The sequence below is a fragment of the Psychrobacter sp. TPE 89C genome (genome assembly GCF_055522395.1).
The window spans coordinates 25,093-49,483 of sequence record NZ_JBVFXW010000019.1; the positions used below are offsets into that span (position 1 = coordinate 25,093).

22 protein-coding genes are annotated in these 24,391 nt (G+C 43.3%); 13 read left to right on the top strand and 9 right to left on the bottom strand.

The genetic code is table 11. From position 1 onward, the window contains the following. Positions 1 to 51: 51 nt before the first annotated feature. Complete coding sequence (cmoB, locus tag ACZW67_RS07525; protein WP_465182762.1) at positions 52 to 1,116, top strand: tRNA 5-methoxyuridine(34)/uridine 5-oxyacetic acid(34) synthase CmoB; 1,065 nt, start codon at positions 52 to 54, stop codon at positions 1,114 to 1,116. A gap of 81 nt (positions 1,117 to 1,197) precedes the next feature. Beyond that, a complete protein-coding gene (locus ACZW67_RS07530) occupies positions 1,198 to 2,304 on the top strand; it encodes a DUF1176 domain-containing protein (protein ID WP_465182763.1) in 1,107 nt (368 codons plus the stop codon). A gap of 29 nt (positions 2,305 to 2,333) precedes the next feature. On the opposite strand, the gene ACZW67_RS07535 is transcribed toward ACZW67_RS07530, so the two are convergent. Then, entirely contained in the window at positions 2,334 to 2,552 is a 219-nt protein-coding gene (locus ACZW67_RS07535; RefSeq protein WP_197135204.1) for a DUF2788 domain-containing protein, read from the bottom strand. Between the two features lie 459 nt (positions 2,553 to 3,011). Here ACZW67_RS07535 and argS point away from each other — a divergent pair, with 459 nt between their 5' ends. The 3 genes from argS to ACZW67_RS07550 all read left to right on the top strand — a co-directional run bounded on the left by argS (position 3,012) and on the right by ACZW67_RS07550 (position 7,007). Next, positions 3,012 to 4,841: an arginine--tRNA ligase gene (argS, locus tag ACZW67_RS07540; protein WP_465182764.1), complete on the top strand. Its 1,830-nt coding sequence runs from the start codon at positions 3,012 to 3,014 to the stop codon at positions 4,839 to 4,841. A 126-nt stretch (positions 4,842 to 4,967) separates the two neighbouring features. After that, positions 4,968 to 5,771, top strand: coding sequence for an SPOR domain-containing protein (locus ACZW67_RS07545; RefSeq protein WP_197218492.1), 804 nt, complete (start codon positions 4,968 to 4,970; stop codon positions 5,769 to 5,771). Between the two features lie 141 nt (positions 5,772 to 5,912). Next, the gene (locus ACZW67_RS07550; RefSeq protein WP_465182765.1) at positions 5,913 to 7,007 is read left to right on the top strand and encodes a PTS sugar transporter subunit IIC; all 1,095 of its coding nucleotides are present in this window, start codon (positions 5,913 to 5,915) and stop codon (positions 7,005 to 7,007) included. Positions 7,008 to 7,217: 210 nt separating this feature from the next. On the opposite strand, the gene clpX is transcribed toward ACZW67_RS07550, so the two are convergent. Next, positions 7,218 to 8,492, bottom strand: a complete 1,275-nt coding sequence (gene clpX, locus ACZW67_RS07555) for an ATP-dependent protease ATP-binding subunit ClpX (RefSeq protein ID WP_194198226.1) — start codon at positions 8,490 to 8,492, stop codon at positions 7,218 to 7,220. 110 nt (positions 8,493 to 8,602) lie between these two features. Next, entirely contained in the window at positions 8,603 to 9,223 is a 621-nt protein-coding gene (gene clpP / locus ACZW67_RS07560) for an ATP-dependent Clp endopeptidase proteolytic subunit ClpP (RefSeq protein WP_197102574.1), read from the bottom strand. Positions 9,224 to 10,078: 855 nt separating this feature from the next. Here clpP and ACZW67_RS07565 point away from each other — a divergent pair. From ACZW67_RS07565 to ACZW67_RS07595, 7 genes are all read left to right on the top strand, one after another. Next, positions 10,079 to 11,167, top strand: a complete 1,089-nt coding sequence (locus ACZW67_RS07565) for an urease accessory protein UreD (RefSeq protein ID WP_465182766.1) — start codon at positions 10,079 to 10,081, stop codon at positions 11,165 to 11,167. A 140-nt stretch (positions 11,168 to 11,307) separates the two neighbouring features. Next, positions 11,308 to 11,610 carry an urease subunit gamma gene (ureA, locus tag ACZW67_RS07570; RefSeq protein WP_057761815.1) on the top strand — a complete coding sequence of 101 codons (303 nt, stop codon included), beginning with the start codon at positions 11,308 to 11,310 and terminating at the stop codon, positions 11,608 to 11,610. Positions 11,611 to 11,660: 50 nt separating this feature from the next. Continuing rightward, positions 11,661 to 13,844: an urease subunit alpha gene (gene ureC, locus ACZW67_RS07575; protein WP_465182767.1), complete on the top strand. Its 2,184-nt coding sequence runs from the start codon at positions 11,661 to 11,663 to the stop codon at positions 13,842 to 13,844. A gap of 90 nt (positions 13,845 to 13,934) precedes the next feature. Next, on the top strand, positions 13,935 to 14,591 hold the full coding sequence (gene ureE, locus ACZW67_RS07580; RefSeq protein ID WP_465182780.1) for an urease accessory protein UreE: 657 nt from the start codon (positions 13,935 to 13,937) through the stop codon (positions 14,589 to 14,591). Beyond that, positions 14,591 to 15,364 (top strand): urease accessory protein UreF, encoded by a 774-nt coding sequence (locus ACZW67_RS07585; protein WP_465182768.1) that lies wholly within the window; start codon positions 14,591 to 14,593, stop codon positions 15,362 to 15,364. The genes ureE and ACZW67_RS07585 overlap by 1 nt, the downstream gene beginning before the upstream one ends. A 57-nt stretch (positions 15,365 to 15,421) precedes the next feature. After that, on the top strand, positions 15,422 to 16,111 hold the full coding sequence (gene ureG, locus ACZW67_RS07590; RefSeq protein ID WP_110924160.1) for an urease accessory protein UreG: 690 nt from the start codon (positions 15,422 to 15,424) through the stop codon (positions 16,109 to 16,111). Between the two features lie 71 nt (positions 16,112 to 16,182). Beyond that, positions 16,183 to 16,938 (top strand): HupE/UreJ family protein, encoded by a 756-nt coding sequence (locus tag ACZW67_RS07595; protein WP_465182769.1) that lies wholly within the window; start codon positions 16,183 to 16,185, stop codon positions 16,936 to 16,938. Between the two features lie 266 nt (positions 16,939 to 17,204). On the opposite strand, the gene tig is transcribed toward ACZW67_RS07595, so the two are convergent. Then, entirely contained in the window at positions 17,205 to 18,548 is a 1,344-nt protein-coding gene (tig, locus tag ACZW67_RS07600) for a trigger factor (RefSeq protein ID WP_194198232.1), read from the bottom strand. Between the two features lie 395 nt (positions 18,549 to 18,943). Further along, positions 18,944 to 19,606 carry an RdgB/HAM1 family non-canonical purine NTP pyrophosphatase gene (gene rdgB, locus ACZW67_RS07605; protein WP_465182770.1) on the bottom strand — a complete coding sequence of 221 codons (663 nt, stop codon included), beginning with the start codon at positions 19,604 to 19,606 and terminating at the stop codon, positions 18,944 to 18,946. Between the two features lie 539 nt (positions 19,607 to 20,145). Between rdgB and ACZW67_RS07610 the strand changes: the two genes are divergently transcribed. After that, on the top strand, positions 20,146 to 20,775 hold the full coding sequence (locus tag ACZW67_RS07610; protein ID WP_465182771.1) for a superoxide dismutase: 630 nt from the start codon (positions 20,146 to 20,148) through the stop codon (positions 20,773 to 20,775). A gap of 88 nt (positions 20,776 to 20,863) precedes the next feature. Here the strand turns inward: ACZW67_RS07610 and ACZW67_RS07615 are convergent, their stop codons facing one another. The 4 genes from ACZW67_RS07615 to ACZW67_RS07630 all read right to left on the bottom strand — a co-directional run bounded on the left by ACZW67_RS07615 (position 20,864) and on the right by ACZW67_RS07630 (position 24,324). Next, positions 20,864 to 21,604 carry an SDR family oxidoreductase gene (locus ACZW67_RS07615; protein WP_465182772.1) on the bottom strand — a complete coding sequence of 247 codons (741 nt, stop codon included), beginning with the start codon at positions 21,602 to 21,604 and terminating at the stop codon, positions 20,864 to 20,866. Between the two features lie 262 nt (positions 21,605 to 21,866). Further along, entirely contained in the window at positions 21,867 to 22,604 is a 738-nt protein-coding gene (locus ACZW67_RS07620; protein ID WP_465182773.1) for a hypothetical protein, read from the bottom strand. Beyond that, positions 22,597 to 23,064 (bottom strand): hypothetical protein, encoded by a 468-nt coding sequence (locus tag ACZW67_RS07625; protein WP_465182774.1) that lies wholly within the window; start codon positions 23,062 to 23,064, stop codon positions 22,597 to 22,599. Before ACZW67_RS07625 ends, ACZW67_RS07620 begins: the two co-directional genes overlap by 8 nt. A gap of 93 nt (positions 23,065 to 23,157) precedes the next feature. Further along, on the bottom strand, positions 23,158 to 24,324 hold the full coding sequence (locus ACZW67_RS07630) for a metal-dependent hydrolase (RefSeq protein WP_465182775.1): 1,167 nt from the start codon (positions 24,322 to 24,324) through the stop codon (positions 23,158 to 23,160). Positions 24,325 to 24,391 lie beyond the last annotated feature (67 nt).

Consider the following 24,391-nt stretch of genomic DNA (forward strand, 5'->3'; position numbering starts at 1 on the left):
CCCTTTTAATTTTATTTATTTAAATAACAATCAACACGGTAACCTGCTTTTATGCTCAACGACACTATCATCAATGCTGAACGCGAACTGTACTTAACCTTGCTAGAGCTGGCGCAACAGCAGCCGATCGCTTATGAGTGGCTTAAGCAATTACCAACATGGCTAAATGCTATCAAAGACAAAGCCAATTATGCGCACGCGCCTGCTTACCAAGCATCAGTCGCTCGTTTGCCAACATTAACCGTCAATAATGTTGATCTAAACAGTGATACATTGACGATTGACGCGAGTCTTAGTGAGTCTGAGCGTAAACAAACAATGGCACTGTTAAAGCAGCTGATGCCGTGGCGTAAAGGGCCCTTTCAGATTGGTGGTCAAATTGGTAATGATGAGTCAGGTATTAAGATTGATACCGAGTGGCACAGTGATTGGAAGTGGCAACGAGTTGCGCCGCATTTAGGTAGTTTAAAAGGTCGCCGAGTGTTAGATGTGGGCGGTGGCTCTGGTTATCACGGCTGGCGTATGGCAGGGGCAGGGGCGGATACGGTCATTATCATTGATCCGTCATGCTTGTTTTATCATCAGTTTATGGCGATTCGCCATTTCGTTGGGGCGGCAGATGCTCATACTGATGCTCATGCTAAGGACAGGGGCCGCTACCGTACGCATTATATCCCCGTACCGCTGGAAGCCCTACCTGCGCACAGTCAGTTATTTGACACCGTATTTAGCATGGGTGTGCTTTATCATCGTCAGTCACCTTTTGAGCATTTGCAGCAGCTCCGAGGACAATTGGTCAAAGGCGGTGAGTTAGTGCTTGAGACGTTAGTTGTTGAAGGCGATGCCAATACCGTACTGGTGCCACATGACCGTTATGCGCAAATGAATAACGTGTATTTCTTACCCTCAGTCGCAGCATTAATTGGTTGGTTAGAAAAAGCTGGGTTCTCAGATGTGCGCTGCGTTGATGTGGCAGTGACATCGACGGAAGAGCAGCGCAAAACGGAATGGATGACTTATCATTCGCTAGCAGACTTCTTGGATCCTAATGACTCGACTAAAACCATGGAAGGCTATCCTGCACCGATGCGTGCGACCTTGATTGCCAAAAGATAATTTTTTAGGGTAGCAGGGCCACCGTCAGTTAATATAAATAGTCGCTAAAACAAACAGCAATTAACACAAGGGTGAGAGATTGTGAAAATAGTAATGGCTTTGATGACGTTCAGTTTGTTTTCGCTACCCGCTATGGCATCAGATGCGTATGGCGATCCATTTGAAGGCAGTGGATTCGTCAAGGCTGACTGGCATGTAGTTTGCGACAACACGCTGACCTGCCGAGCAGCCGGATATGCAGGCGAGGACCAGTGGAATATGCCAGCCACTATTTTACTGACTGCTATACCCAAAAAGGCTTTACCGACTGGCCAAATACAGTTTGTATCGGAAATAACAGACAAAACTTACCATGATGCTGAGCTGTGGTTGAATGGTAAAAGTCAAGGTAAGCTACAACCTGATGCCGAAGGATCTGTGTACGATTTAACGGCCAAGCAAACCAATAGCCTTATCAGTAATGCTCGCTTCAACACTAAAATAGAGGTCAAAGCGTCTGGTGACAGTTGGGCAATTAGTGACAAAGGTATGGGAGCAGTGCTGCTCAAACTTGACGAAGTACAAGGTCGTGTAGGAACGCCATTGGCTTTAGTCAGTAAAAATGCGCCCAAGTCTCAGGCACCTAAAGCTGCTAAGCCAAAGCCAATCATTAAAAAGGCATTTTCGTATTCAGAAAAAGACAATAAGACACTATCTGCATCAAAACAGGCTTATTTTCAGAAAAATATTAATACGTGGGTAAATATTGATGATGAGCAGTTTGTAGGATCTGAAGATACGATGGGAAGCTGTGAGCTTATAAATCCTAAAAGTGACACTTCTATAAATTTTGCAAAATATGCTGGCGACAGCTCTGGTTGGGAGTTTATCCCTATTGATGCTACTCATACTTTAGCTGTCCATAGCTGTTGGATGGGTGCTTACAACGCAGCTAGTGGATATTGGCTTATAGATAATGCAAAACCTCGTAACCCTCAGCTAATTACCACTGCAGGCAATGATTATTCTGATGGTGAGATTTGGGCAGTACATAAAGATCGAGGATTGGGTGACTGCTGGAATCGTTTAGTTTGGGTTTGGGATGGTCAAACTTTTGCCAAATCAGAAGATTCTAGCTCAGGAATGTGCCGAGGTTTTGCTGGTGGCGCATGGGATTTACCAACCTATGTCAGCGAAGTTATAGAATAGGCAAAGTTGTACAAAGTGACTAACGCTGATTAGATTAACCACTTTTTGAAAGCGACTTCCATGACAATCTTGATGATGAAGCCAACACAGCCTGCGCCAAGCGCTACGAAAATCCAAAATGTACCGGCGCGTCCAGCTTGAGATTCTTTAGAGATATCCCACATAATAAAAAACAAGAAAGCAATAAAGATTGGCAATAAAAGGTACAATCCCCAACTAGTAACAGTACTGGCAGCAATAGCAAACATGGCATGATCCTATAAGAAAATAGTAACGCCTCTTATATATCTGAGAAGAGTCGTACAAACCATTATTATAACGTGGAAGCAGTCAGGTATAAACGACTGCCCAGTATCGAGCAACAGTAACGCTACAATCAGTAGGGCTGATATTTACTGAATAGCTGCTTTGAATAGCTACTTTTATACTGCTTTATCATGATTTATAGGCAGTAAGTACGTAAAGTACGTCTGTCACCTATCTCAACTATTAGAGCTGACTATCTTAACCGTAAGATTTTAGTACTAATTTCGGCGCAAATGGTGCAATAAAGCGCAAAGATTGTTATATTTACAGGTTACTTATCTTTTTGTATTATTTTACCCCCTGCAATGTCGGTCGCTATTATAATAAGCAGTTATTGACTGCTTGCACTCGTCACATTTTCACATCGTTTTTGTTGTTTATTTAATTGAGTTCAAATCCCTATGTCACAAACCCAAATTGATACACTTGCATCACTATTCAACGATGCTATTCATACCTTACAAGCCGACGGTACACTGCCTGCTGACTGGCAAAACAATAGCCAAATCACCCGTACTAAAGATCTTAGTCATGGTGATTTTGCCAGTAATATCGCGCTGACTGCTGCCAAAGCTGCCAAGGCCAACCCACGCCAGCTTGCCGAAAAAATCGTCAACGCGCTACCCGAAAACCAAGACATTCGCCAAGTAGAAATCGCAGGGCCAGGGTTTATCAATGTCTTTTTAAACGCTGAAGCCAAATTTGCGGTATTGGACGATATTTTTACCTTACAAGACCGTTTTGGTTTAAGCGATCAGTTTGAAGGGCAAAAAATCCAAGTTGAGTTCGTCTCTGCCAATCCAACGTCGAGCCTGCATGTCGGTCATGGCCGCGGTGCTGCATTTGGCATGAGCGTGTCTAATCTGCTAGAAGCGATTGGCTATGACGTCACGCGTGAATATTATGTCAATGACGCTGGCCGTCAAATGGATATTCTAGCGACCAGTACGTATCTGCGTTATTTAGAAGCAAATGGCGAGCAAGTGACCTTTCCTGTCAATGCCTACCAAGGCGACTATGTCAGTGATATTGCCCAGACTTTAAAAACACAACATGCTGATAGCTACGTGCATAGTTTTGCAGATATTGCCAAAGACGTGCCTGCCGATGCTAAGTTTGAGATAAATGCAGACGGCGAAAAAGTTCTATTGTCAGGCGACAAAGAAGCGCATATCGATGGGCTAATTGCCAATAGCAAAGCCTTGCTCAGTGATGGCTATGAGCTGTTTTTAAATGCAGCATTGAGCAGTATTTTGGCGGATATCAAAGACGACTTAAATGATTTTGGTGTTAGCTATGAGTGCTGGTTTAGCGAGCGCTCTATCGATAGCGAGATTGAGCCAGTACTACAGATCTTAGATGACAAAGGTTACTTGTACGAAAAAGATGGCAATATCTGGTTTAAATCGACCGATTTTGGTGATGAAAAAGACCGTGTGGTACGCCGTGCCAATGGTCAGTCAACGTATTTTGCCTCTGATATTGCGTATCATAAAAACAAGTTCGATCGTGGTTTTGACAAAGTCATTAACGTGTGGGGCGCCGACCACCATGGTTATGTCCCACGTGTAAAAGCAGCGTTAACAGCATTGGGTATCGATGCAGAACGTTTAGACGTGGTACTCGTACAGTTTGTCGCATTATGGCGCGGTTCTGAAAAAGTACAAATGTCATCGCGTTCTGGTCAGTTTGTCACTTTACGCGAACTGCGTGCAGAAGTTGGCAATGACGCTGCGAGATTCTATTATGTGGCACGTAAGCCTGAAGTGCATATTGACTTTGATTTAGAGCTTGCCAAATCACAAAGCAAAGATAATTTGGTGCACTATATTCAATATGCGCATGCACGCGTGTGCCGAGTATTAGAGAATTTGCAAAATAGTGGGCTTACAGTAGATGATGCGGTTGGTTTGGCGCATCAAGAATTGCTTAATGCGTCCCATGAAGATGAGTTGATTAAGCTATTGGCAGGCTATCCAGCAACCCTTATGCGTGCCGCGACTGGCTATGAGCCGCATATATTGACCAATTATTTAAAAGATTTGGCCGCATTGTTCCACGGCTGGTATGACAGCAATCGTATCTTGCCGATGAGTTTGACCTCTGGTGGCACGCCAAGTGCTGACGAGCTGGACTTAATGCAAGCACGTCTGCGTTTGTCTAAAGCCGTGCGACAGGTCTTGTCCAATGGGCTTGGTTTATTAGGATTGTCTGCACCGTCTAGCATGTAGTCGCTTGCTAATAAGTAGTCAGCTTCTAACATGCAGCAACTTTATAATATGTAGTATTATGAGTATAGACGATTGATAACAATAATGTGATTATGATAGATAGATTCAGTAGGGAGAACCAGATCCATGCTAGCCAAAAAACCTAAAGGTGCGACTGAAAAGCGCAAAACAAGTAGCGTATCAGGCTTGTTATGGATGTTTGTCGGAGCAGTACTGACACTGATGATCGGTGTGTTTATATACCTCTCACCATTATTCAATTTCAGTCCTGCTGATAGCAGTGCCGACAATGACCCTGATCGTCAGGTACAGCCGCGAGTCGAGACTGATACCGATAATGGCGATTATGAGTTTTATGATATTTTACCCAATCAAGAGATGGCGACCATCCCTGATGAAGATTTTGGTGAAATAAACAATGATCGTATCGGTGGTATCGAAGCCTTTGAGCCTGATATCGTGGTCACTCAGCCGAATGGTGCTTCAGCGACCAGCAGTGAAGACACTGGCAATGTTGGTATTACTGAAAACACCGTGATCGAACCTAGCCGTGGCAATGCTGCGAGTGATGATATCGTGATCGTTGAAGAAGATGCGACCTATGATGGCTCAGCACCGACCAATAGCACCAGTAGTGCAACCAATCGCGCAAGTGGTGCAGGTACTGCCAGTGTTCAAGCTGCCAAGCCTGCTGCAACTTACATTTTGCAGATAAACAGTTTTGGTGATGCAGATGAAGCGGATCGTCGCCGTGCACAGGTATTGATGGCTGGTGTCGATGCTAGAGTTGCCAAGAATACAACGGGTAATGGTGAGCCTATCTATCAAGTAATCTCACGGCCGATGAGTAATCGTCAGGCAGTGACGACTGCTCAGCAGCGTTTACAGAATAATGGTATTGACTCTATCATCGTTGAGCAGCGCCGTTAGATCCAGTTGCTGTATTAGTTTTAATGGTTTATTTATAAAAAAGCGTCGTAATGACGCTTTTTTTGTCTCTTATTTTTAGTAACGCTATTTTACTTTGTGGTTTTATTATATCTTATCATTACTTCCTCAACGAGTATGGCTATGACTGTATCTGACTCAACATCTGAATCTACTGGCGTCATTAAATCTTTTTTTCAGAAGTATTTTATCGATGCTTTTACTGGTATGGCTTTAGGTCTCTTTGTCACATTGATAGCGGGTCTTATCATCTCACAAATTGGTGGCTGGTTAGATCTGCTTGCATTGGTTGCAGTCGGTAAGCTAGCATCGATATTGATGGGGGCGGGTATCGGCGTGGGCATTGCCTACTATCTTAAAGCGCCAACGCTAGTTATGCTAAGTTGCTTGGTAGCAGGTATGCTGGGCGCACATTCTGAAGCCTTGATGGCAGGTACGCTTTTTACCCCGCAAGTGGGTGGACCTGCGACTTTTGTGGCATTGCCTGGTAATCCGATAGGGGCATATTTAACCTCGGTATTTGCGTATCGTGCTGGTACTTGGGTCGCTGGCAAGACTAAGCTGGATATTTTGTTAATTCCTTTATTAGTCTGTGCCGTCGCATTAGCCGTTTGTGCGCTACTGAATCCACCTATCGTTGCTGCTGTTGCGGCTATTGGTCAAGGTATCCAAGCAGCCACTGAGTTACAGCCTCTATTAATGGGTATTGTCATCGCAGTCGTGGTCGGTATCTTGCTGACCATGCCCACTTCAAGCGCGGCTATTTGTATTGCTATTGGGCTAGGCGGTGTGGCTGGCGGTGCGGCAGTAGTCGGCTGTGCAGCACATATGATTGGCTTTGCGGTTGCTAGTTTCAAAGACAACGGTGTAAGCGGTGTGATATCTCAGGGTTTGGGTACTAGTATGTTGCAAATTCCTAATGTCCTAAAAAAGCCACTGATTCTACTGCCAGCCGTTATCGCCAGTGCTATCGTTGGCCCTATCGCAACCGTCGGGTTTGGGCTTGCCTGTACTGCTACAGGGGCAGGTATGGGTACTGCTGGTTTAGTCGGCGTGTTTGGTGTCATTGAGGCATCACAAGAAATCATGAGTACAGCTCAATTATGGACAGCAATTATTTTATTGATGTTTGTATTGCCCGCTGTCATTGCCGGCATGGTTGCTTACATGATGCGCCGTATGGGCTGGTTGTTAGATGGTGATATGAAATTGCCGTAATGGTATTTTTAGAAGTTAAGATTAGCCACGTTAAAACCGTTTAGAAATGTGATTAGAGCTGCTACTGATTAAGTTTGATAAATGCCACCCTCATTTCGAAGTATATGGCGTTGTAGTAAACATAAAAAAAGCGTCTAGCAAAATTTGCCAGACGCTTTTTTGTATTAATAGCTAATTAAGTATAACTAGCGATATTAACTCAAAGACACCTTAAGATATTTCAGGCGTTTTACCTTCATTGATGACATCTGCATCAACCATGACGGTCTTTGCATTTTCCATAGAAGGTAGCTCATACATGGTTTCAAGCAATGCATTCTCTACGATAGAACGTAGACCACGTGCACCAGTTTTACGCTCCATGGCTTTTTTGGCGATGGCATCAAGTGCTTCTTGAGTAAAGTTGATCTCAGCACCTTCCATATCGAACAAGTACTTATACTGTTTTACCAGTGCGTTCTTAGGTTCAGTTAGGATTTGTACCAATGCTTCTTCATCCAGCTCTTGTAGTGCAGCGAGTACAGGTAGACGACCAATCAGCTCAGGGATCAGACCAAACTTGATCAAATCTTCTGGCTCAACTTGCTGTAGCAAATCTGAGCTACGACGGCTATCGTCTTTTGAGCTGACATCTGCGTTAAAACCAATACCACCCTTTTCAGTACGTTGCTGAATGACAGCATCAAGACCAGCAAACGCACCACCAACGATGATAAGGATGTTGCTGGTATCGACTTGAATCAGTTCTTGCTGTGGATGCTTACGGCCACCATGTGGTGGAATAGCAGCCACAGTGCCTTCGATAAGCTTGAGTAATGCTTGCTGTACGCCTTCGCCTGACACATCACGGGTAATCGATGGGTTGTCGCCTTTTTTACTGATTTTGTCGATTTCATCGATATAGATGATACCTTGCTCAGCTTTGGCCACATCATAGTCAGATGCTTGCAGTAGCTTTTGCACGATGTTTTCAACGTCTTCGCCGACATAACCTGCTTCAGTCAACGTCGTGGCATCAGCCATAGCAAAAGGCACATCAAGCAGACGTGCTAAGGTTTGCGCCAGTAATGTTTTACCTGAGCCTGTTGGGCCTATTAGCAAGATGTTACTTTTCGCCAGTTCAACCATCGCATCATCAGCACCAATCTTCGATTTTTTGCTGTCATTAGCAAGTGTCTGGCTAACTTTTAGACGCTTATAATGGTTATAAACGGCAACTGCCAATGCTTTCTTAGCAGCGTCCTGACCGATGACATATTCATCAAGCTTGGCACGCAGCTCTTTTGGCGTTGGTAGCTTTTTATTGACCCAAGAGGTATCGATTTCGCTATCGTCATCGCCGTCTTCGGCACTGTCAGCGATTAGATCGGTACATAGCTCAATACATTCATTACAGATATTGGCATCGTCAGCGGCAATCAGCTGCTGCACATCGCTTTTGGCTTTGCCACAAAACGAGCACTGCGGGGTATTGTCTTCTGCCATAAAAGGCGCTCCTAAAATTTTAAAACTTACAAATATTTTGATTGTTTGCATCAATGCCAAAACGCATCGCGCTCAGGCAATTGATGCCTATCAAGGCTGTTATATGCTAATTATAAAGAAGTAGGGCGGCGCTCTAATACTTCGTCAACCAAACCGTATTCTTTTGCTTCGTCTGCATCCAACCAATAATCACGCTCAACATCTTTTTCAATTTTTTCTACTGGCTGACCAGTACGCTCAGCCAATATTTTGTTCAAACGTGCACGAGTTTTCAAGATTTCACGAGCATTAATTTCGATATCAGTGGCTTGACCTTGCGCGCCACCTGAAGGCTGATGAATCATGACGCGAGCATTGGCAAGTGAATAACGCTTACCTTTTTGGCCAGCTGCCAACAAGAATGAACCCATGCTGTAAGCACCGCCCATACAGATGGTTGATACTTCAGGCTTGATGAAGTTCATCGTGTCAAAGATAGCCAAACCAGCACTCACTGAACCGCCTGGTGAGTTGATATATAGGTGGATATCTTTATCAGGGTTTTCAGCTTCTAAGAATAGTAACTGTGCGACGATGAGATTGGCCATATTGTCTTCGACTTGACCGGTCAAAAAGATAACGCGCTCACGTAATAAACGTGAAAAAATATCAAACGAGCGTTCACCGCGTGATGATTGTTCAACCACCATAGGCACTAATGCAGCTTGAGGTGCACTTTGGGTATATTGCATGTCGTTGTGCGCACTCATCAGCATATCAAAATGCGGGTTGGCAGTGATGCGATCATAATCTGTCATAAAGATGTCCTGTTTATAAGTACATAAAATAAAGGGATTGGGATTAGCGAACGGTTAAGATTTTATGGGTGCTTATCATGATAAATACTACCGCTTGTTGTTAACACTAACTAGATGCAATGCTACGATCTAGATGTCGCTAAAAATAATTGAGCTAATGGTAACTTTTTTATCGTGGCAATAGTAACTTTTTAATGTGAAAAATAATAAATGACTCCCTATTAATAAGGTGTTTGTATACATTTATCAAGGGGCTTGCCTATAAACCCTCCATAAAGATAGCAGACAGGCTACCTCTGTATGGATTACAGGTGTCTCATTATTTATGAATATGGTGCTACGTTAAAAAGAAATATGATGATAAAAAACGGTGCATTTGTGATAGTAAATTGTACAATTTTGGTGCAAATTAGAGCCTGCTAAAAAAATAAAAATGATTGATATCTATTTGAGACATCGTGAAAATGAGGTGGACAATATAACCAAAAATTTCAGTGTTCAAAAACCAAGCAATATCATTCATTTGCATAGTATCGACTGCTTACTCTGATAGCCAGTGTCAGTAAGTTGGCATAATGATTGTATATATGGAATGACGTCGTTGCTGGATGTAGCCAGCTTCATAAGCTTTTGGCATTTTGACTGTTGGTATCGTTACTTTCTCTTTTATAGTGGAATGACTATACCACCGAGTTTTGTATGATCGGCTTAGTGCTCGACCTCTTAGCATCACAATCGTGTGTTATATTTGATGTTCAACACGCCCTAATTAGTAGATGAGTATATAAAATGAGCTGGGCTTCTTCTTTAGCTTTAGATTTTGACACCGTAAAACGCACGAATACTATCAAAGGTATAGCCACGGCTGAGTCAAAAACTCGGCTTTATCATCGTAAGCATACTGGTGCTTTGATGGTACAGCGTGCCCTGTATCCCGAGCCGCGTGTGCAGCAGGGTATCTGTCATATCTTAATGCTATATCCGCCAGCAGGTATCGCAGGTGGTGACACGTTGACGATAGATCTGCGTTTAGATAATGACAGTCATGCTGTCATTACGACACCGGGGGCGGGTAAGTGGTATGGCAAAGATAGTGTCAGCCAAAAAAGCAAAACCTCGCATCGACAGTCGCCCACACAAAGCGCTTTTGATAAAACCATGCCAGTGAATCAGGGTAGCGTACATAGTGATGATACTGACCAAATAAGCTCAGTGCCAAACGACATGGCTGAATATGCTAGCCAAAAGGTATATGCCACATTAGACAGAGATGCTCGCCTAGAATGGCTGCCGCAAGAGAGTATTATTTATAACGAAGCCAACATGCATGCGACGAGTCGTTTTGATTTAACGGACTCATCTAGCTTACTGACGTGGGAGATTAGCGTTTTTGGGCGGCAGGCCTATGATGAACAGTTTTTGCAAGGGTATTACCATACAGGACTGAATATCTACCGTGAAGGCAAAGTCATCGTAGCCGAACGTGTGGCACAGTCAGCACAAAGCCGCTGGTTTACCTCAAATTTAGGACTAGCAGGACAGCATATCTATGGGTCGTTTTGGGCAGTGCCGAGCTTGAGTGACGTACATCAAAAGCCTTTATCCTCGTCAAAAGCACGAGAAACGACAGAGACTGCGCAAGCGACGACTAAGCAAGCCTTAACCCGTTATTTGGACAGTACGATACTGACATTACGGCAAGCAATCGCTGAAGCGAAGCTGCCTATATATTGCACCCACAACTATCAAGCGATTAATATCCGATATATAGGCACAGATGTGCGTGGATGTTTCGAAGCGTTTTATCAGCTTAGAGAAGTGTTGCGTGAGCATTGGTGGCAACTTGAGCCATGTCGTCCACGGATCTGGGACACGTGATTTGGTGCTGTATTCTACTTAATTTGTTATGACGTTACTCTGATATAAAAAAACATAATCGTTATTTTGGTTAAGGCATTAAACGTTTGAAATACGCTACTCTGTGATACAGAACATTATAAATACAATAAGGAAGTCCCATGCATTTGACCCCGACAGAAAAAGACAAGCTCATGCTATTTACGGCTGGCATGGTGGCTGAACGCCGCAAAAACCGAGGCGTAAAACTGAACTATCCCGAAGCCATTGCTTATATCAGCATGCTACTGATGGAAGGCGCAAGAGATGGCAAAAGAGTTGCCGAATTAATGAGTGAAGGCGCTACCTATCTGTCAGCTGATGATGTGATGGAAGGTGTGGCGGAGATGGTAGATGAAGTGCAAATCGAGGCGACGTTCCCTGATGGCACCAAATTAGTCACGGTACATAATCCCATCGTGTAGCACTGTTATATATAGCACTAAAATGATAACTATAAAATAAGGCGACTCTTATGCAAGCAGGTGAATACCATATCCAAGATGGCGATATCATCTTAAACCAAGGACGGCAGGTACAACGCATCAGTGTCGCCAATACAGGTGATAGACCTATTCAAATCGGCTCGCATTATCACTTCTATGAGGTCAATGATGCCCTGAGTTTCGAGAGAGAGCAGACGCGTGGTTATCGCCTGAATATTATCCCTGGTACAGCAGTGCGATTTGAGCCGGGGCAGTCACGTGAAGTGGAACTGGTCGCTTATGCTGGCAAGCAGGAAGTATATGGCTTCGCTGGGCGTGTAATGGGTGCCGCTAGCTCAGACACAGCATTAGACAATACTGATAATAAAAATCCGCCAGTTACCTCGCAGAAGAAGGTCAGTCGGCATATTTATGCTGAGCATTTTGGCCCGACGACAGGTGACAAGGTTCGCCTAGCTGACACTGAATTGTGGCTACAGGTTGAAGCTGACTTGACCAGTTATCAGAATACCGATCAAGCGGTGGCACTGAAAAATGGTGAGCAGGTTAGCAAACCTACCGAGATAAAAGGCGAAGAAGTTAAATTTGGTGGCGGTAAAGTTATTCGTGATGGTATGGGTCAAGGGCAGTTATTGGGTGCTGATGTTGCCGATACAGTCATTACCAATGCCCTAGTCATGGATTATACGGGCATCTACAAAGCAGATATCGGTATCAAAGACGGTCGCATTAGCGGCATTGGCAAAGCCGGAAATCCTGATATACAATCTGCCATCGATATTGCGATTGGTGGTGCTACCGAAATCATTTCTGGTGAAGGTAAAATACTGACAGCAGGCGGTGTCGATAGTCATATTCACTTCATCGCACCCCAGCAATGTGAGACAGCGCTTATGTCAGGCGTGACCACAATGCTGGGCGGTGGTACAGGGCCTGCACAGGGTACGCTCGCGACTACTTGTACGCCAGGGGCTTATCATATTGCCTCAATGCTAAAATCTACCGACAGTATTCCTATGAATATCGGATTACTGGGCAAAGGAAATGTGAGCGTGCCAGAACCTATTGCTGAACAAATCGAAGCGGGCGCCGTAGGGCTAAAGCTACATGAAGATTGGGGCACGACGCCGCAAGCCATTGATAACTGTTTGAGTGTCGCTGAAGAGTATGATGTGCAAGTGGCGATCCATACCGATACCTTAAATGAAAGTGGCTATCTTGAGAGCACACTAGCAGCGTTTAAGAATCGCTGTATCCATACTTTTCATACTGAAGGGGCAGGTGGTGGCCATGCTCCTGATATTCTAAAAGCAATTGGTGAGTCGCATGTTTTGCCATCATCTACCAATCCAACGCGCCCATATACCGTTAACACCATTGACGAGCATCTCGATATGCTGATGGTGTGCCATCACCTAAGCCCTGCTATTGCTGAAGATGTGGCCTTCGCTGAAAGTCGTATTCGCCAAGAGACTATCGCCGCAGAAGATATTTTGCATGATTTGGGCGCGATTTCGATGATGAGTAGTGATTCGCAAGCCATGGGACGGGTAGGAGAGGTTGTCATTCGTACGTGGCAGACTGCGCATAAAATGAAAGTTCAACGCGGACATCTTGCACCTGATGCAACAGCTACCATAGAAGATGAGCAGCAGTTCATCACTCTGACGGACTACGACCAAAGCGCGGACAACGATAATTTTCGTATCAAACGCTATATCGCAAAATATACGATAAACCCTGCGATTACTCATGGTATCAGCGATATGGTTGGCTCTATCGAAGTGGGGAAATGGGCAGATATGGTGCTATGGTCGCCCAAATTTTTTGGCGTAAAGCCTGAATGCATCATCAAAGGTGGACTCATCGCTGCTGTGCCAATGGGCGATATTAATGCCTCTATTCCTACCCCTCAACCCGTACATTATCGTCCTATGTTTGCTACTTATCCTAAATCGGTTGCTCAAACCAGCATTACCTTTATGTCGCAGGCTGCTATCGATAAACAAGTGGATAAGCAGCTAGGATTGACCAAAGTTATCGAGCCAGTACATGGTATTCGTAATATTCGTAAAAGTGACATGCGCTTCAATAGTTACTGCCCTGATATGGATATTAATCCTGAAACTTATGAAGTGCGTGCCGATGGCGAGATGCTAACCTGCGAGCCTGTCGATGTATTGCCCATGGCGCAGCGTTACTTTTTATTCTAAACACTTTGTTATTCCAAGTATTTTATTATTCTAAGATTTTGAGTTTTACGTCCTAATAGTTTGAGCAACAACAGCCAGAGTATAATAATGATGAAGATATTCAATACCCGTTTAAATGCCCCAAATGATGCTCAAAAAATACAATTAGCAAAACAGCATCAAACCGATGACTATCTACTGCTAGATTTTGATACTCGCCAGCATTCTCGATTTAAGGCTACCACTGTGTCAGGTGAGAGCGTTGGTGTTGACTTGCCTCGAACAGGTACTCTCAAAGGTAATGACGTGCTAATCAATGAGGCAGGCGAGCTAATACAAGTCATCGCTAAACCTCAGGTCGTCACCAAAGTTACCGCTGATGATGTTTTTACGTTGATGAAAGGCGCATATCATTTAGGCAATCGGCACGTGCCACTGATGTTTGACCAAAGTTTTGACCACGGTGATACAGGCTACGCGTTATATTTTGAAAACGACCATGTGCTTGCGCAAATGTTAGAGCGTCTTGGATTGCGTGTTGAAGATGCTTCGGTACCGTTTGAACCTGAAACAGGGGCATATCAGTCAGGGCAAGGACATTCACATGGCCACTCTCACTCACATGCGCATGCGCATTCAAGTAGTGATTCACATAGCCATTCGCACAGCGACATACATGACTGTGTTCATGGCGCATCAGATAGCCATGAACACAGTCATGAAAATAACCACAGCCATCATGATGAGACTGTAGGGCAGCCAAAGTGATGGTAGATATCAGTGCGCAGTCTGCTCAGCCGGACCAACTTGGTCAGCTGCTGATGCTGGCATCGAGCAACTTACCCATTGGTAGCTATACGTATTCGCAAGGTGTTGAGTCAGCGATTGAGTCAGGCGTGGTCTCTGACGAAGCCAGTACGCTGGTATTTATGCAGGACTATTTAGCGCTTGCTGTTATCGGCTACGAGTTACCCGTATTAGGGCTAATAATGCTCGCACTTGGTCAAGGTAATGATACGCTAGCTGCAAATCTAGCACACGATTATCATGCTGGCTTAGAGAGTAAAGAGTTTGTGCTTGAGTCTCAGCAACTGGCTCAAGCAATGGTATCTTGGCTCAATGAAGTACTTAGCCTCGGTATACCTGCTGAGATACCTGAAGACGGATACTTGCCACTTTTTGCTCATATTGCACAGCACTGGCAGCTACCATTGGCACAGTCAATGACCACGTATGGCTTCGCCCAACTAGAAAACATGGTATTGGCTGCGGTCAAGACAGTACCGTTAGGACAGATGGCAGGTCAGCGTATCCTGTGGCAATTACAGAGTGAGTTGGCGGCGCAGATTGATGCCGTTAGCACTAACATACAGCATGCTTTTGATACATTAATGGTATCGTCAGATTCGCTTGAAGAGCAAGACTGTCAGCAACTATGCCAAGACCTCTATGAAATACTCAATATATCGAATAACTTGCCCAATTTGGCTATCCTCTCAAGTATGCATGAGGAGCAATACAGTCGATTATTCCGCTCATAATTGTACCTTTATTTCTATTTATACTTATTAATATACAAACTGCTTTAGGAATTCAATATGTCTCTAACCCCGCTCAAACCAAAAAACTCTCAATCTATATCAGACTTACAGACTGATAACGACCGCCAAAATCAGCCATCTGGATTATCGTGCCTACGCCTTGGCATTGGTGGGCCTGTTGGTAGTGGTAAGACCGCGTTGACGTTGCGTTTGTGCCAAAACATGCGCGACACGGTCAATATGGCAGTAGTGACCAACGATATCTATACCAAAGAAGATTCAGAGTTTTTGACCCGTAATGATGCCATGCCTGCTGAGCGTATTCGCGGTGTAGAAACAGGTGGCTGTCCGCATACGGCTATCCGCGAAGATGCGTCTATTAATCTGACTGCTATTGCCGAGCTGCAAGCAACTTTCGAAGATTTAGAGATGATTATCATCGAGTCAGGTGGTGATAATTTGGCGGCGACGTTTAGCCCAGAGCTGTCTGATTTGACACTATACGTTATTGATGTTTCAGCAGGCGATAAGATACCTCGAAAAGGTGGGCCGGGAATTACCAAGTCTGATCTATTAATTATTAATAAGACTGATCTTGCGCCTATGGTAGGGGCTTCGCTAGAAGTCATGGCAAGAGATGCCAAAAAAATGCGCGGTGACAAGCCATTTATATTTAGTAATATGAAAACAGGGGATGGGCTAAATGAGATTATCGCCTTCATCAAAGAGCAGGGCATGCTTGCTTAGCCAATAAAATCTCACTAACTATGAACTGCAAGCTACGAACAACCAAATTATTAATACTAAGGAGCACTTCCATGACAGCCTCTACCAAGACAAAAACTATAACAAAAACGCATTTTTCACAGGTGCTATCCGCTCGTAATATAGTGGGTGGTTCAACGGTGATGATGACCTCATTGATGCTACCGTCGTTGGCGCAGGCGCATGCAGGGCATATCCATTCAACGACTGCGCACACTTCATCGCTGTTAGGAGCCTTGCAAGCAGGATTGATGCATCCACTGACAGGCTTTGATCATTTGTTTTTGGCAGTTGGTATGGGCATGTTGTTTTATGGACTGCAAAAGCAGCGCTTGGGTATGATGTCGTTGGCAGGAGGACTATCACTGGGCGCGGTATTAGCGACTATCGGTGCTTTGGTAGGTGGTGCTGCGTTTGGTTCGGCCGCTGGCATGGTCGAGATGGCGATACTATTGTCAGTTGCAGTATTGGCATTTGTTTTAATGGGACAATGGCGCGGAAAAGCTGCATCATTGAATACATCAGTAGCGAGCGCTCCAAATACAAGTTACGTGCCATTACTGAGCATGACTTTTGGCGGCTTGGCAGTATTTCACGGTATGGCACATGCGATGGAATTGCCAGCACAGATCGGTGTATCAGGTCAGTTAGGTTTTTATGCTGGTATGATGGTGTCTATGTTAGGACTCTATGCGGTTGGTATGGTGATCAATCAGCAGTTGCAACAGCGTCTCGGCGGTCACTTTTGGTTCCAACGTGGGTTGGTTATGCTAGGTTTAGGGGTAGTGTTCATTCCTGTTTTAACCTAAATATAGAATATAGTCAATCCTCTATAAAAGAGCTACAGCGTTAACCTCGCTTGAAGTATCACATATACATCTGCACTCGGTTGCCTTGTATCTCTTTTAAATTGAATCAACTATAGAGTATCAGTTTCTATTACATGATTTAGCTATTCACTGAGTTCATTATATTTACCCATAAAAATACGGCCCCAATCGATGATTGGGGCCGTATTTTTGTGAGCTAAGAACATGAGTGCCATCTAATTAAAATAGATAGCGCTCAGTCTAGACTACATGGCTTGCTGCTGTTGTTGCTGAGCAGCTAGCAAGTCTTGGTAGCTAACTTCTTTGTCAGTTACTTTACCTTGCTCGATTAGATAATCAACCACTTGGTCTTCTAGGACAACAGACTCAATGTTAGCGCGTTGTTGCTTATCAGTAGTGTAGTACTCGATCACTTCTGCTGGATCTTCGTAGTTTTCAGCCGCTTCTTTGATGAACGTCTCAACGCGTGCTTGATCTACTTCTAAGCCTTTGGTATCGATAACACGAGCAACGATGATGCCAAGACGGGCAGCACGTAGCGCTTGCTCTTCAAATAGCTCATTTGGTAGCATGTCTTTATCGAAGCTATCAGCATTGGCACCGAACTGCTGAGAAAAACGTTGCATCATCATGTTGCGTTGACGCTCGATTTCTTGCTCTAGCATAGCGTTTGGCACATCAAACTCGTTCTTTTCTAGCAATGCATCAAAAGTCGCTTGCTTAACTTGGCTACGCGCAGCGTTTTTGATTTCGCGTTCCATGTTTTTGCGTACGTCGTCTTTTAATTTTTCAACGCCGCCTTCTTTTACGCCGAATAGCTCAAGGAACGCATCGTCGATTTCAGGTAGCTTAGATTTTTCAACCAATTTTACGTTGATTTTGAACTGAGCTTCTTTACCCGCTAAGTTTTCAGCTTGGTAATCTTCTGGGAAAGTCACTTCGATGATTTTTTCTTCGCCAGCTTTCATGCCTTTGATGCCCGCTTCAAAGCCAGGAATCATTTGGTTGCTACCGATAACCAATTTGAAGTCTTCAGCAGAGCCGCCTTCGAATTTTTCGCCGTCGATAGAGCCTTCAAAGTCAAAAGTTACTTGGTTGTCTTTCGCAGCCATGCCTTTTTTCTCAACGAATTCTTCACGTTGCTTTTGTAGGTTTTCGATCATGGTGTCAACGTCAGCTTCATCAACCTTGGCAGTATGACGCTCAACTTCGATCTCATCGATACCTTGTACGTCTACTTCTGGGAAGATTTCGACAGTCGCTTGATATACCAAGAAATCGTCTTCAAGTTTTACGTCGTCGATGTTAGGCATGCCAACAGCGCGGATGTCTTCAGATTTGATCGCTTCAAAAACGGTATCACGGATCACATCGTTGATAACTTCTTGTTGAATGCCAGCACCGTACTGAGAGCGGATGTGTGACATAGGGACGTTACCTTTACGGAAACCGTCAATCTTGGCAGTTTTCGCAACTTGGCGAATACGGCCTTCGACTTTGTTTTGAATTTTTTCGACAGGTACTTTAACTGTCAATTGGGTTTCTTTGTTAGACAGCTTGTTGGTTGTGACTTGTAAATCTGTAGCCATGTTAATTACACCTTTAGGATTAGATAGTACTTAAAATTAAGCAGTACTTAGGATTAAATGGTAATAGACAAACCGAGCCTCAAAATACGGGCGTGTACAACGGATTGCCGTTGGAATAAATAGGGGACAATGATAGCCCGCAACGTCCATATCAGTGTCAGTAGCAATCGCTGCCAGCACAAAATATAAAACTGCTGAGGTTGTAAATGCTATCAAATATCAATAATAAACCGTTAATGCACCGCATAATAACGCTTTTTGGTGAATTATACAGACAAATAACGGTTTTCGACAAAATTTTTAAAAGTAGAACAGTATAATCTATCTGATTATTAAAGTAAAAATTATCTCTTTGGTGTCATGTTTCCTTATGTTGCTTGCCTTTATATGAGTACTTATAAAGGCAGTTGCGCCAATAGCTGCTGAATGGCCTGACCGCGATGACTGATACTGTTTTTATCAGCAGCGCTCAAGCTGGCCGCACTGGCTTGCAAATCAGGTAACCAAAACAACGGGTCATAACCAAAGCCGCCATCACCATGCGCTGTCTCTGAAATCTCACCATGCCATAATCCTTGAGCGATAATCGGGAGTGGGTCATCAGCATGACGCACCATCGCCAGTATGCAAACGAACATACCTTTAACAGGAGTATCTGGCTGCGCTGCGCGGATAGGCTGCAAGTCAGCGATGAGCTTTGCATTATTTTTACTATCGTTACCATGCTCACCAGCATAGCGAGCAGAGTAAATCCCCGGTGCATTACCGAGTGCGGGTACACACAGTCCTGAGTCGTCAGCGATAGCAGGCAATCCGCTGATACGGCTGGCATGACGCGCTTTAATAATGGCATTTTCAACGAAGCTCAAGCCGTCTTCGATGGCATCTTCGATATCGAGCTGACCTTGCGGGATGATGGTTACCTCCAGATTGGCCTCAGCGAATAACCGTTTGAACTCAGCCAGCTTGCCTTTATTATTACTGGCGAGCACCCATTGGGTACTTGGTGCTAACTGTGTTGCGTGTAGGGGAGTGTCGATGGTGCTCGTGTTGGTCATAGTGTCTTTCCGTTAAGTGGTTATGTGTAGTCTGTTTAATCTAGCTTTTATTTTTAGTGTCTTTTACTATGGCTATAAATCTAGCTAACCTTCATATTTGCAGTAGTCATTGATGTCTGTGAGGTAGCTTGGGCTATCCGCTAATACATAGCCAATGGCTATACTGATTGTACGGTCTATAACATTTGGTAACTGATACTTTTGGTCATTGTTGCTATAATACTCGCCAAGCTACAGCGAGTTATATCCTGTAACTTTTGAATATTTAATTAATAAATGCTTATGAAGTCAAACACTTGGCTTTTAAGCAAAGAATAATAGCAAGCAGTAACCGCTAGGTTCATTTTGGATTCATAATAATACGTGATATTGTATTGAGCAGTACCCTGTATCAAGCAATAATATTCGTTTCAAACAATAAACTCAGCCAATTTAGTCCGCTATTTTATAGTGTTTTTTACGGTGTAAAAATAGCGTAAAATTCAGTTTCTATAATCAGTTTTATAAACTAACGGCTAAACAGCAAGGATAAAATAACTATGTCAAACATTACATTGCCAGAACTACCATATGCAAAAGACGCACTAGAGCCACATATCAGTGCCGAGACGCTAGAGTATCATCACGACAAGCATCATAATGCATACGTGACCAAGCTTAACGATTTGCTACCAGGTTCTGGTCTAGAAGACAAAACATTGCCAGAAATCATCCTAGCCACTGCTAACGATGACAGCAAGCAAGGTATGTTCAATCAAGCAGCCCAAGTATGGAACCACACGTTCTACTGGAACTGCATGACGCCAACGAACGGCGGCGGCGAACCTACTGGTGATCTAAAAGCAAAAATCGAAGAAGATTTCGGTAGCTATGACAAGTTCCGTGAAGAGTTCAAAAACGCAGCATTGACTCAATTCGGTTCAGGTTGGGCATGGCTAGTCGCTGACAAAGTCGGTGGCAAATTGTCTATCGCTAAAACAGCTAACGCTGGTACGCCACTAGCGAACGGCCAAGTCGCTGTATTGACTTGTGATGTATGGGAACATGCGTACTATGTTGATTACCGCAACCGTCGTCCTGACTATGTAGACACGTTCCTAGACAAGCTAGTGAACTGGGACTACGCAAACGCAAAATATAAAGGTCAAGATGCTGGCGTTGAAGAGTAATCTTTAACCACTAAGTATTTGATTGATAAAAAAGGACACCGCGAGGTGTCCTTTTTTTGGCTTGGTAATTCTTAATAGAACAAGGATATTACGCGATACCGCCGTTAGCACCGATATTTTGCCCAGTGACCCAAGCGGCTTCTTCACTCACCAAAAATGCCACCACACGGGCGATATCGACTGGTTCGCCAATACGGTTAAACGGTGACATGCTAGCGAGGCTTTCTACCGTGTCATCTGCTTTACCTTCGTGGAACAGCTCGGTATCGGTAGGGCCGGGTGACACTGCATTGACTGTAATTCCTCGCGTGCCAACTTCTTTAGAGAAGATTCGGGTCAGCTGATCTACCGCACCTTTGGTCGCGCAATAGGTGCCATAAGTGGGCAGCATCATTCGAGTGGTCGTGCTTGAGAGATTGATGATACGGCCACCATCATTAAGTTTAGTCGCTGCCTCACGCAATGTATTAAACGTGCCTTTTACATTGATAGAGAAGATACGGTCAAAATCCTCATCGGTCGTCTCTGCAATAGGCTTGCAGATAATAATGCCTGCGCTGTTCACCAAGATATCTGGCTTACCAAATGCATCAATAGTGGCATCAAACATTGCTTCGACTTGCTTGGCATTACTAACATCGGCTTGCACGGCGATGGCTTCACCGCCTGCCGATTTAATTTGATTTACGATATCATTGGCTGCTGCGTCATCATTTGCGTAATTGATAACGGTTTTAGCGCCTGTTGCTGCGAGTAATATGGCTATTTGAGCGCCGATTCCTTTTGATGAACCGGTTACAATCGCGACTTTATTTTTTAGTGTAGTCATCGATACTTTCTCCAATGTTATAAATAGATATCAGCACGCCTATATGAGGCTTTGACTGATGATTTTTAATTAACGATATAGACGTTACCAGTGTGCAAAGACAATGAGTAGAGCGGTTACGTATATTTATTTTAGGATAAGCTTATCTATTGTGTCTACGCAGATGTAAAGCATAAAGATGACAATGTTGGTATTGAAAGGCACTCTTTAGCTACTAGGGGTTTGGATGAGAAAAAGGACACAGTGAGGTGTCCTTTTTTGTTTAGAATATATCTAATACAGGGATACTAAAAAGTATGCACTCTATATGAAGTCCATCGTCATTCTCAACTATTTTACCTGTCTTTTCCCAAGTAAAGTAATCGATTTCATTTCCATCTGTGTCTGATATTTTAGTGACAATACATCTTCTATCCCGTGGGTTTTTGACAAAAGCAAAATGATCAATCTCTATGATATTTCTATCTACACGTTGGCACAAACTTCCCATATAAATTTCGTTTTCTAAATGTTCACAATCGATAAACGAACTAGAGCATATAGAGCAGTTTCCTATTGTTTCTACAAAACCAGGACTATTGAAAATATTCCAGCCGGGAAATAATGATGTTTCAGCTGCTTTTAGTCTAGATTTAAGGTTCTCATCGCCTTCCCTTCGATTAATATTTAAAGCAATATTATTATAATCTTGAGCATCCATTAAAGCTATCCAAGCTTCTTTAAACTTTTCTTTCTTTATTTCAGTATACATAATCAAAAAGGATCTCAACGCGTTAACTATGCATTGAACATGAAAAAGCTGATTAGCTGCACTTTCATCATTCCTATTAATTGCTTGAAGTTTATACTGTTTAATTATCTTAATATGGTTTTCACATTCCAAAATTTTTTCGTACTGAACTTCTGTTGATCTAGTATAAAAACTATATTTGTCGCAGGAGTCAATAAATTCATATAGTTTACTCTTAATTTCTTCGAGTGAAATTTTACTATCATTCATCAGGTGAGCCTTCATGAATAATTTTATTTATTGTAGTTTCTAATTCACTTAATCCATCCAAATCACCTTCATAATAAATTGATGTAAACTTTGAAGTTTCTGTCTCTTTATATATTACTTTTATTCTAATATCTTTCTTATCTTTACCCTTGAAAAAATCAGTAACATAATTTGCAACCACACCACAAACAACAGCTACTAATTCAGGGCTTTGAAAGACGTCTATTGAAGATATAAGTAGTATAGGTGCGAACCAATCACCAGAACGTTGTTCAACAAGGAGTTTGGGTTCAGAGAAGTATTTTATGTCGATTTTGTCTTTAGCAAATTTATAAAAAGAAATAGATGTTGAATTATATTTATGATTATTATCAGATTCGTAGTTATATGGCAAAATCATAATTCCATGATCTTTCGTATCTAATTGTAGATTCTCGATTTCATCAATTTTTATGCTCACAAATTTAACCTCTCTATTTTTGAATTTTCATTAGGTAACATGCTTTATCTAGACATATTAAAAGTTTAGTAATCTCACATGTTGAAATTCTATCTATTTATCAACCAAAACCCAACCGCTATCTATATCCACAACCGACTCATCAAACACTCTCACAAATCCTTGCTTCACCAACTCAATACGTGACACTTCAGGTTTATCATCAGTTTTGACAATGGGTGCATCTATAGGCGTAATCGATTGCCACGGTGACGCCTGTCCTGTTTTATTGGCTAATACAAAACTAAAGAACGCAGTGTCGCCTGCCATCATACGCAGATCATCAACGACCAACTGGACGTCTTGTTTGTGAGGTTCAACAGCGTCATCAAGCATTGTTTGAGTTCGGTAGCCTGTCCAATCACCAGAGAACCAATCCAGCCTTTGTGCATAGGGCTGGCTCGCTATTGGTAAGTTTGCGCGTAGCGTCTGCGAATTGTCATACTGCGTCAGATAGCGATACTCAGGCAAGCGACTGTCTAAAACGCTACCGCGTATTTCAATCAGTCTATTTTGATCGTCCTCAGCGACTGTACGCCACATCAGGATAGTAGGTAGGACAGGCATGGTTTTGATACGGACTATATTGTCTATTTTAGCAGCCGCCAACGTCTGCTCGGCTTTGTCTTGCGCGTAATATTTTAGCCCTAATGACAGCATCAAATAACCACTACTGATCACCAGCATCCAAATGGCAAGCTGTTGACAGTGGGCTAATACGCCTATTTTAAAAATACCAAGGTGGCTTCCTTTTGTCAGTCCTATAATCAAGGCGATGAGCAGTGGCAACGTATATAGCGGATCGATGATAAACATCGAGGCAATACTAACAGGCGTGAGTGATAAAGACTCTTGTAGCGGCCACAACAATTGCGTGCCATAGACCGTGAAGCTGTCTAAAATTGGATGGGTCGTGAGCGCTAGCGTCATAGCCGTTGCCAAGCGCATAGTAGAGTAAGGTAGTGGTAAGTTGCGCCATGCATGATAGCGGCTGATTGCCCACGCGCCCACGATACCGACTGCCGTTAGGACAATTAAGGAATGACTAAAACCACGGTGATACGTCATATTGCTGATGGGATCAGGATAATGTATTAGTACATCTAAGTCGGGCAAAGTGCCCAGCATTGCCCCATATAGATAGGCTTTGCGTCCTTGGTATTTACCCAGTATCGCACCTTGTACACTAGCGCCTAACACAATCTGACTGAGTGAATCCATGGTTATCTACTTGTATGGTTTTTTATTTGATTGCTTATTTGAGTGTGAGTAATGACTGACTATCAAA

Coding starts and splice junctions, on each gene's coding strand:
- ACZW67_RS07535 (WP_197135204.1), bottom strand. CDS start 2,552: ATGTTTGCTATTGCTGCCAGTACTGTTACTAGTTGGGGATTGTACCTT.
- argS (WP_465182764.1), top strand. CDS start 3,012: ATGTCACAAACCCAAATTGATACACTTGCATCACTATTCAACGATGCT.
- ACZW67_RS07595 (WP_465182769.1), top strand. CDS start 16,183: ATGACAGCCTCTACCAAGACAAAAACTATAACAAAAACGCATTTTTCA.
- ureA (WP_057761815.1), top strand. CDS start 11,308: ATGCATTTGACCCCGACAGAAAAAGACAAGCTCATGCTATTTACGGCT.
- cmoB (WP_465182762.1), top strand. CDS start 52: ATGCTCAACGACACTATCATCAATGCTGAACGCGAACTGTACTTAACC.
- ureG (WP_110924160.1), top strand. CDS start 15,422: ATGTCTCTAACCCCGCTCAAACCAAAAAACTCTCAATCTATATCAGAC.
- ACZW67_RS07585 (WP_465182768.1), top strand. CDS start 14,591: ATGGTAGATATCAGTGCGCAGTCTGCTCAGCCGGACCAACTTGGTCAG.
- ACZW67_RS07620 (WP_465182773.1), bottom strand. CDS start 22,604: ATGAATGATAGTAAAATTTCACTCGAAGAAATTAAGAGTAAACTATAT.
- clpX (WP_194198226.1), bottom strand. CDS start 8,492: ATGGCAGAAGACAATACCCCGCAGTGCTCGTTTTGTGGCAAAGCCAAA.
- ACZW67_RS07550 (WP_465182765.1), top strand. CDS start 5,913: ATGACTGTATCTGACTCAACATCTGAATCTACTGGCGTCATTAAATCT.
- ACZW67_RS07610 (WP_465182771.1), top strand. CDS start 20,146: ATGTCAAACATTACATTGCCAGAACTACCATATGCAAAAGACGCACTA.
- ureE (WP_465182780.1), top strand. CDS start 13,935: ATGAAGATATTCAATACCCGTTTAAATGCCCCAAATGATGCTCAAAAA.
- ureC (WP_465182767.1), top strand. CDS start 11,661: ATGCAAGCAGGTGAATACCATATCCAAGATGGCGATATCATCTTAAAC.
- ACZW67_RS07615 (WP_465182772.1), bottom strand. CDS start 21,604: ATGACTACACTAAAAAATAAAGTCGCGATTGTAACCGGTTCATCAAAA.
- ACZW67_RS07630 (WP_465182775.1), bottom strand. CDS start 24,324: ATGGATTCACTCAGTCAGATTGTGTTAGGCGCTAGTGTACAAGGTGCG.
- ACZW67_RS07565 (WP_465182766.1), top strand. CDS start 10,079: ATGAGCTGGGCTTCTTCTTTAGCTTTAGATTTTGACACCGTAAAACGC.
- ACZW67_RS07545 (WP_197218492.1), top strand. CDS start 4,968: ATGCTAGCCAAAAAACCTAAAGGTGCGACTGAAAAGCGCAAAACAAGT.
- tig (WP_194198232.1), bottom strand. CDS start 18,548: ATGGCTACAGATTTACAAGTCACAACCAACAAGCTGTCTAACAAAGAA.
- clpP (WP_197102574.1), bottom strand. CDS start 9,223: ATGCAATATACCCAAAGTGCACCTCAAGCTGCATTAGTGCCTATGGTG.
- rdgB (WP_465182770.1), bottom strand. CDS start 19,606: ATGACCAACACGAGCACCATCGACACTCCCCTACACGCAACACAGTTA.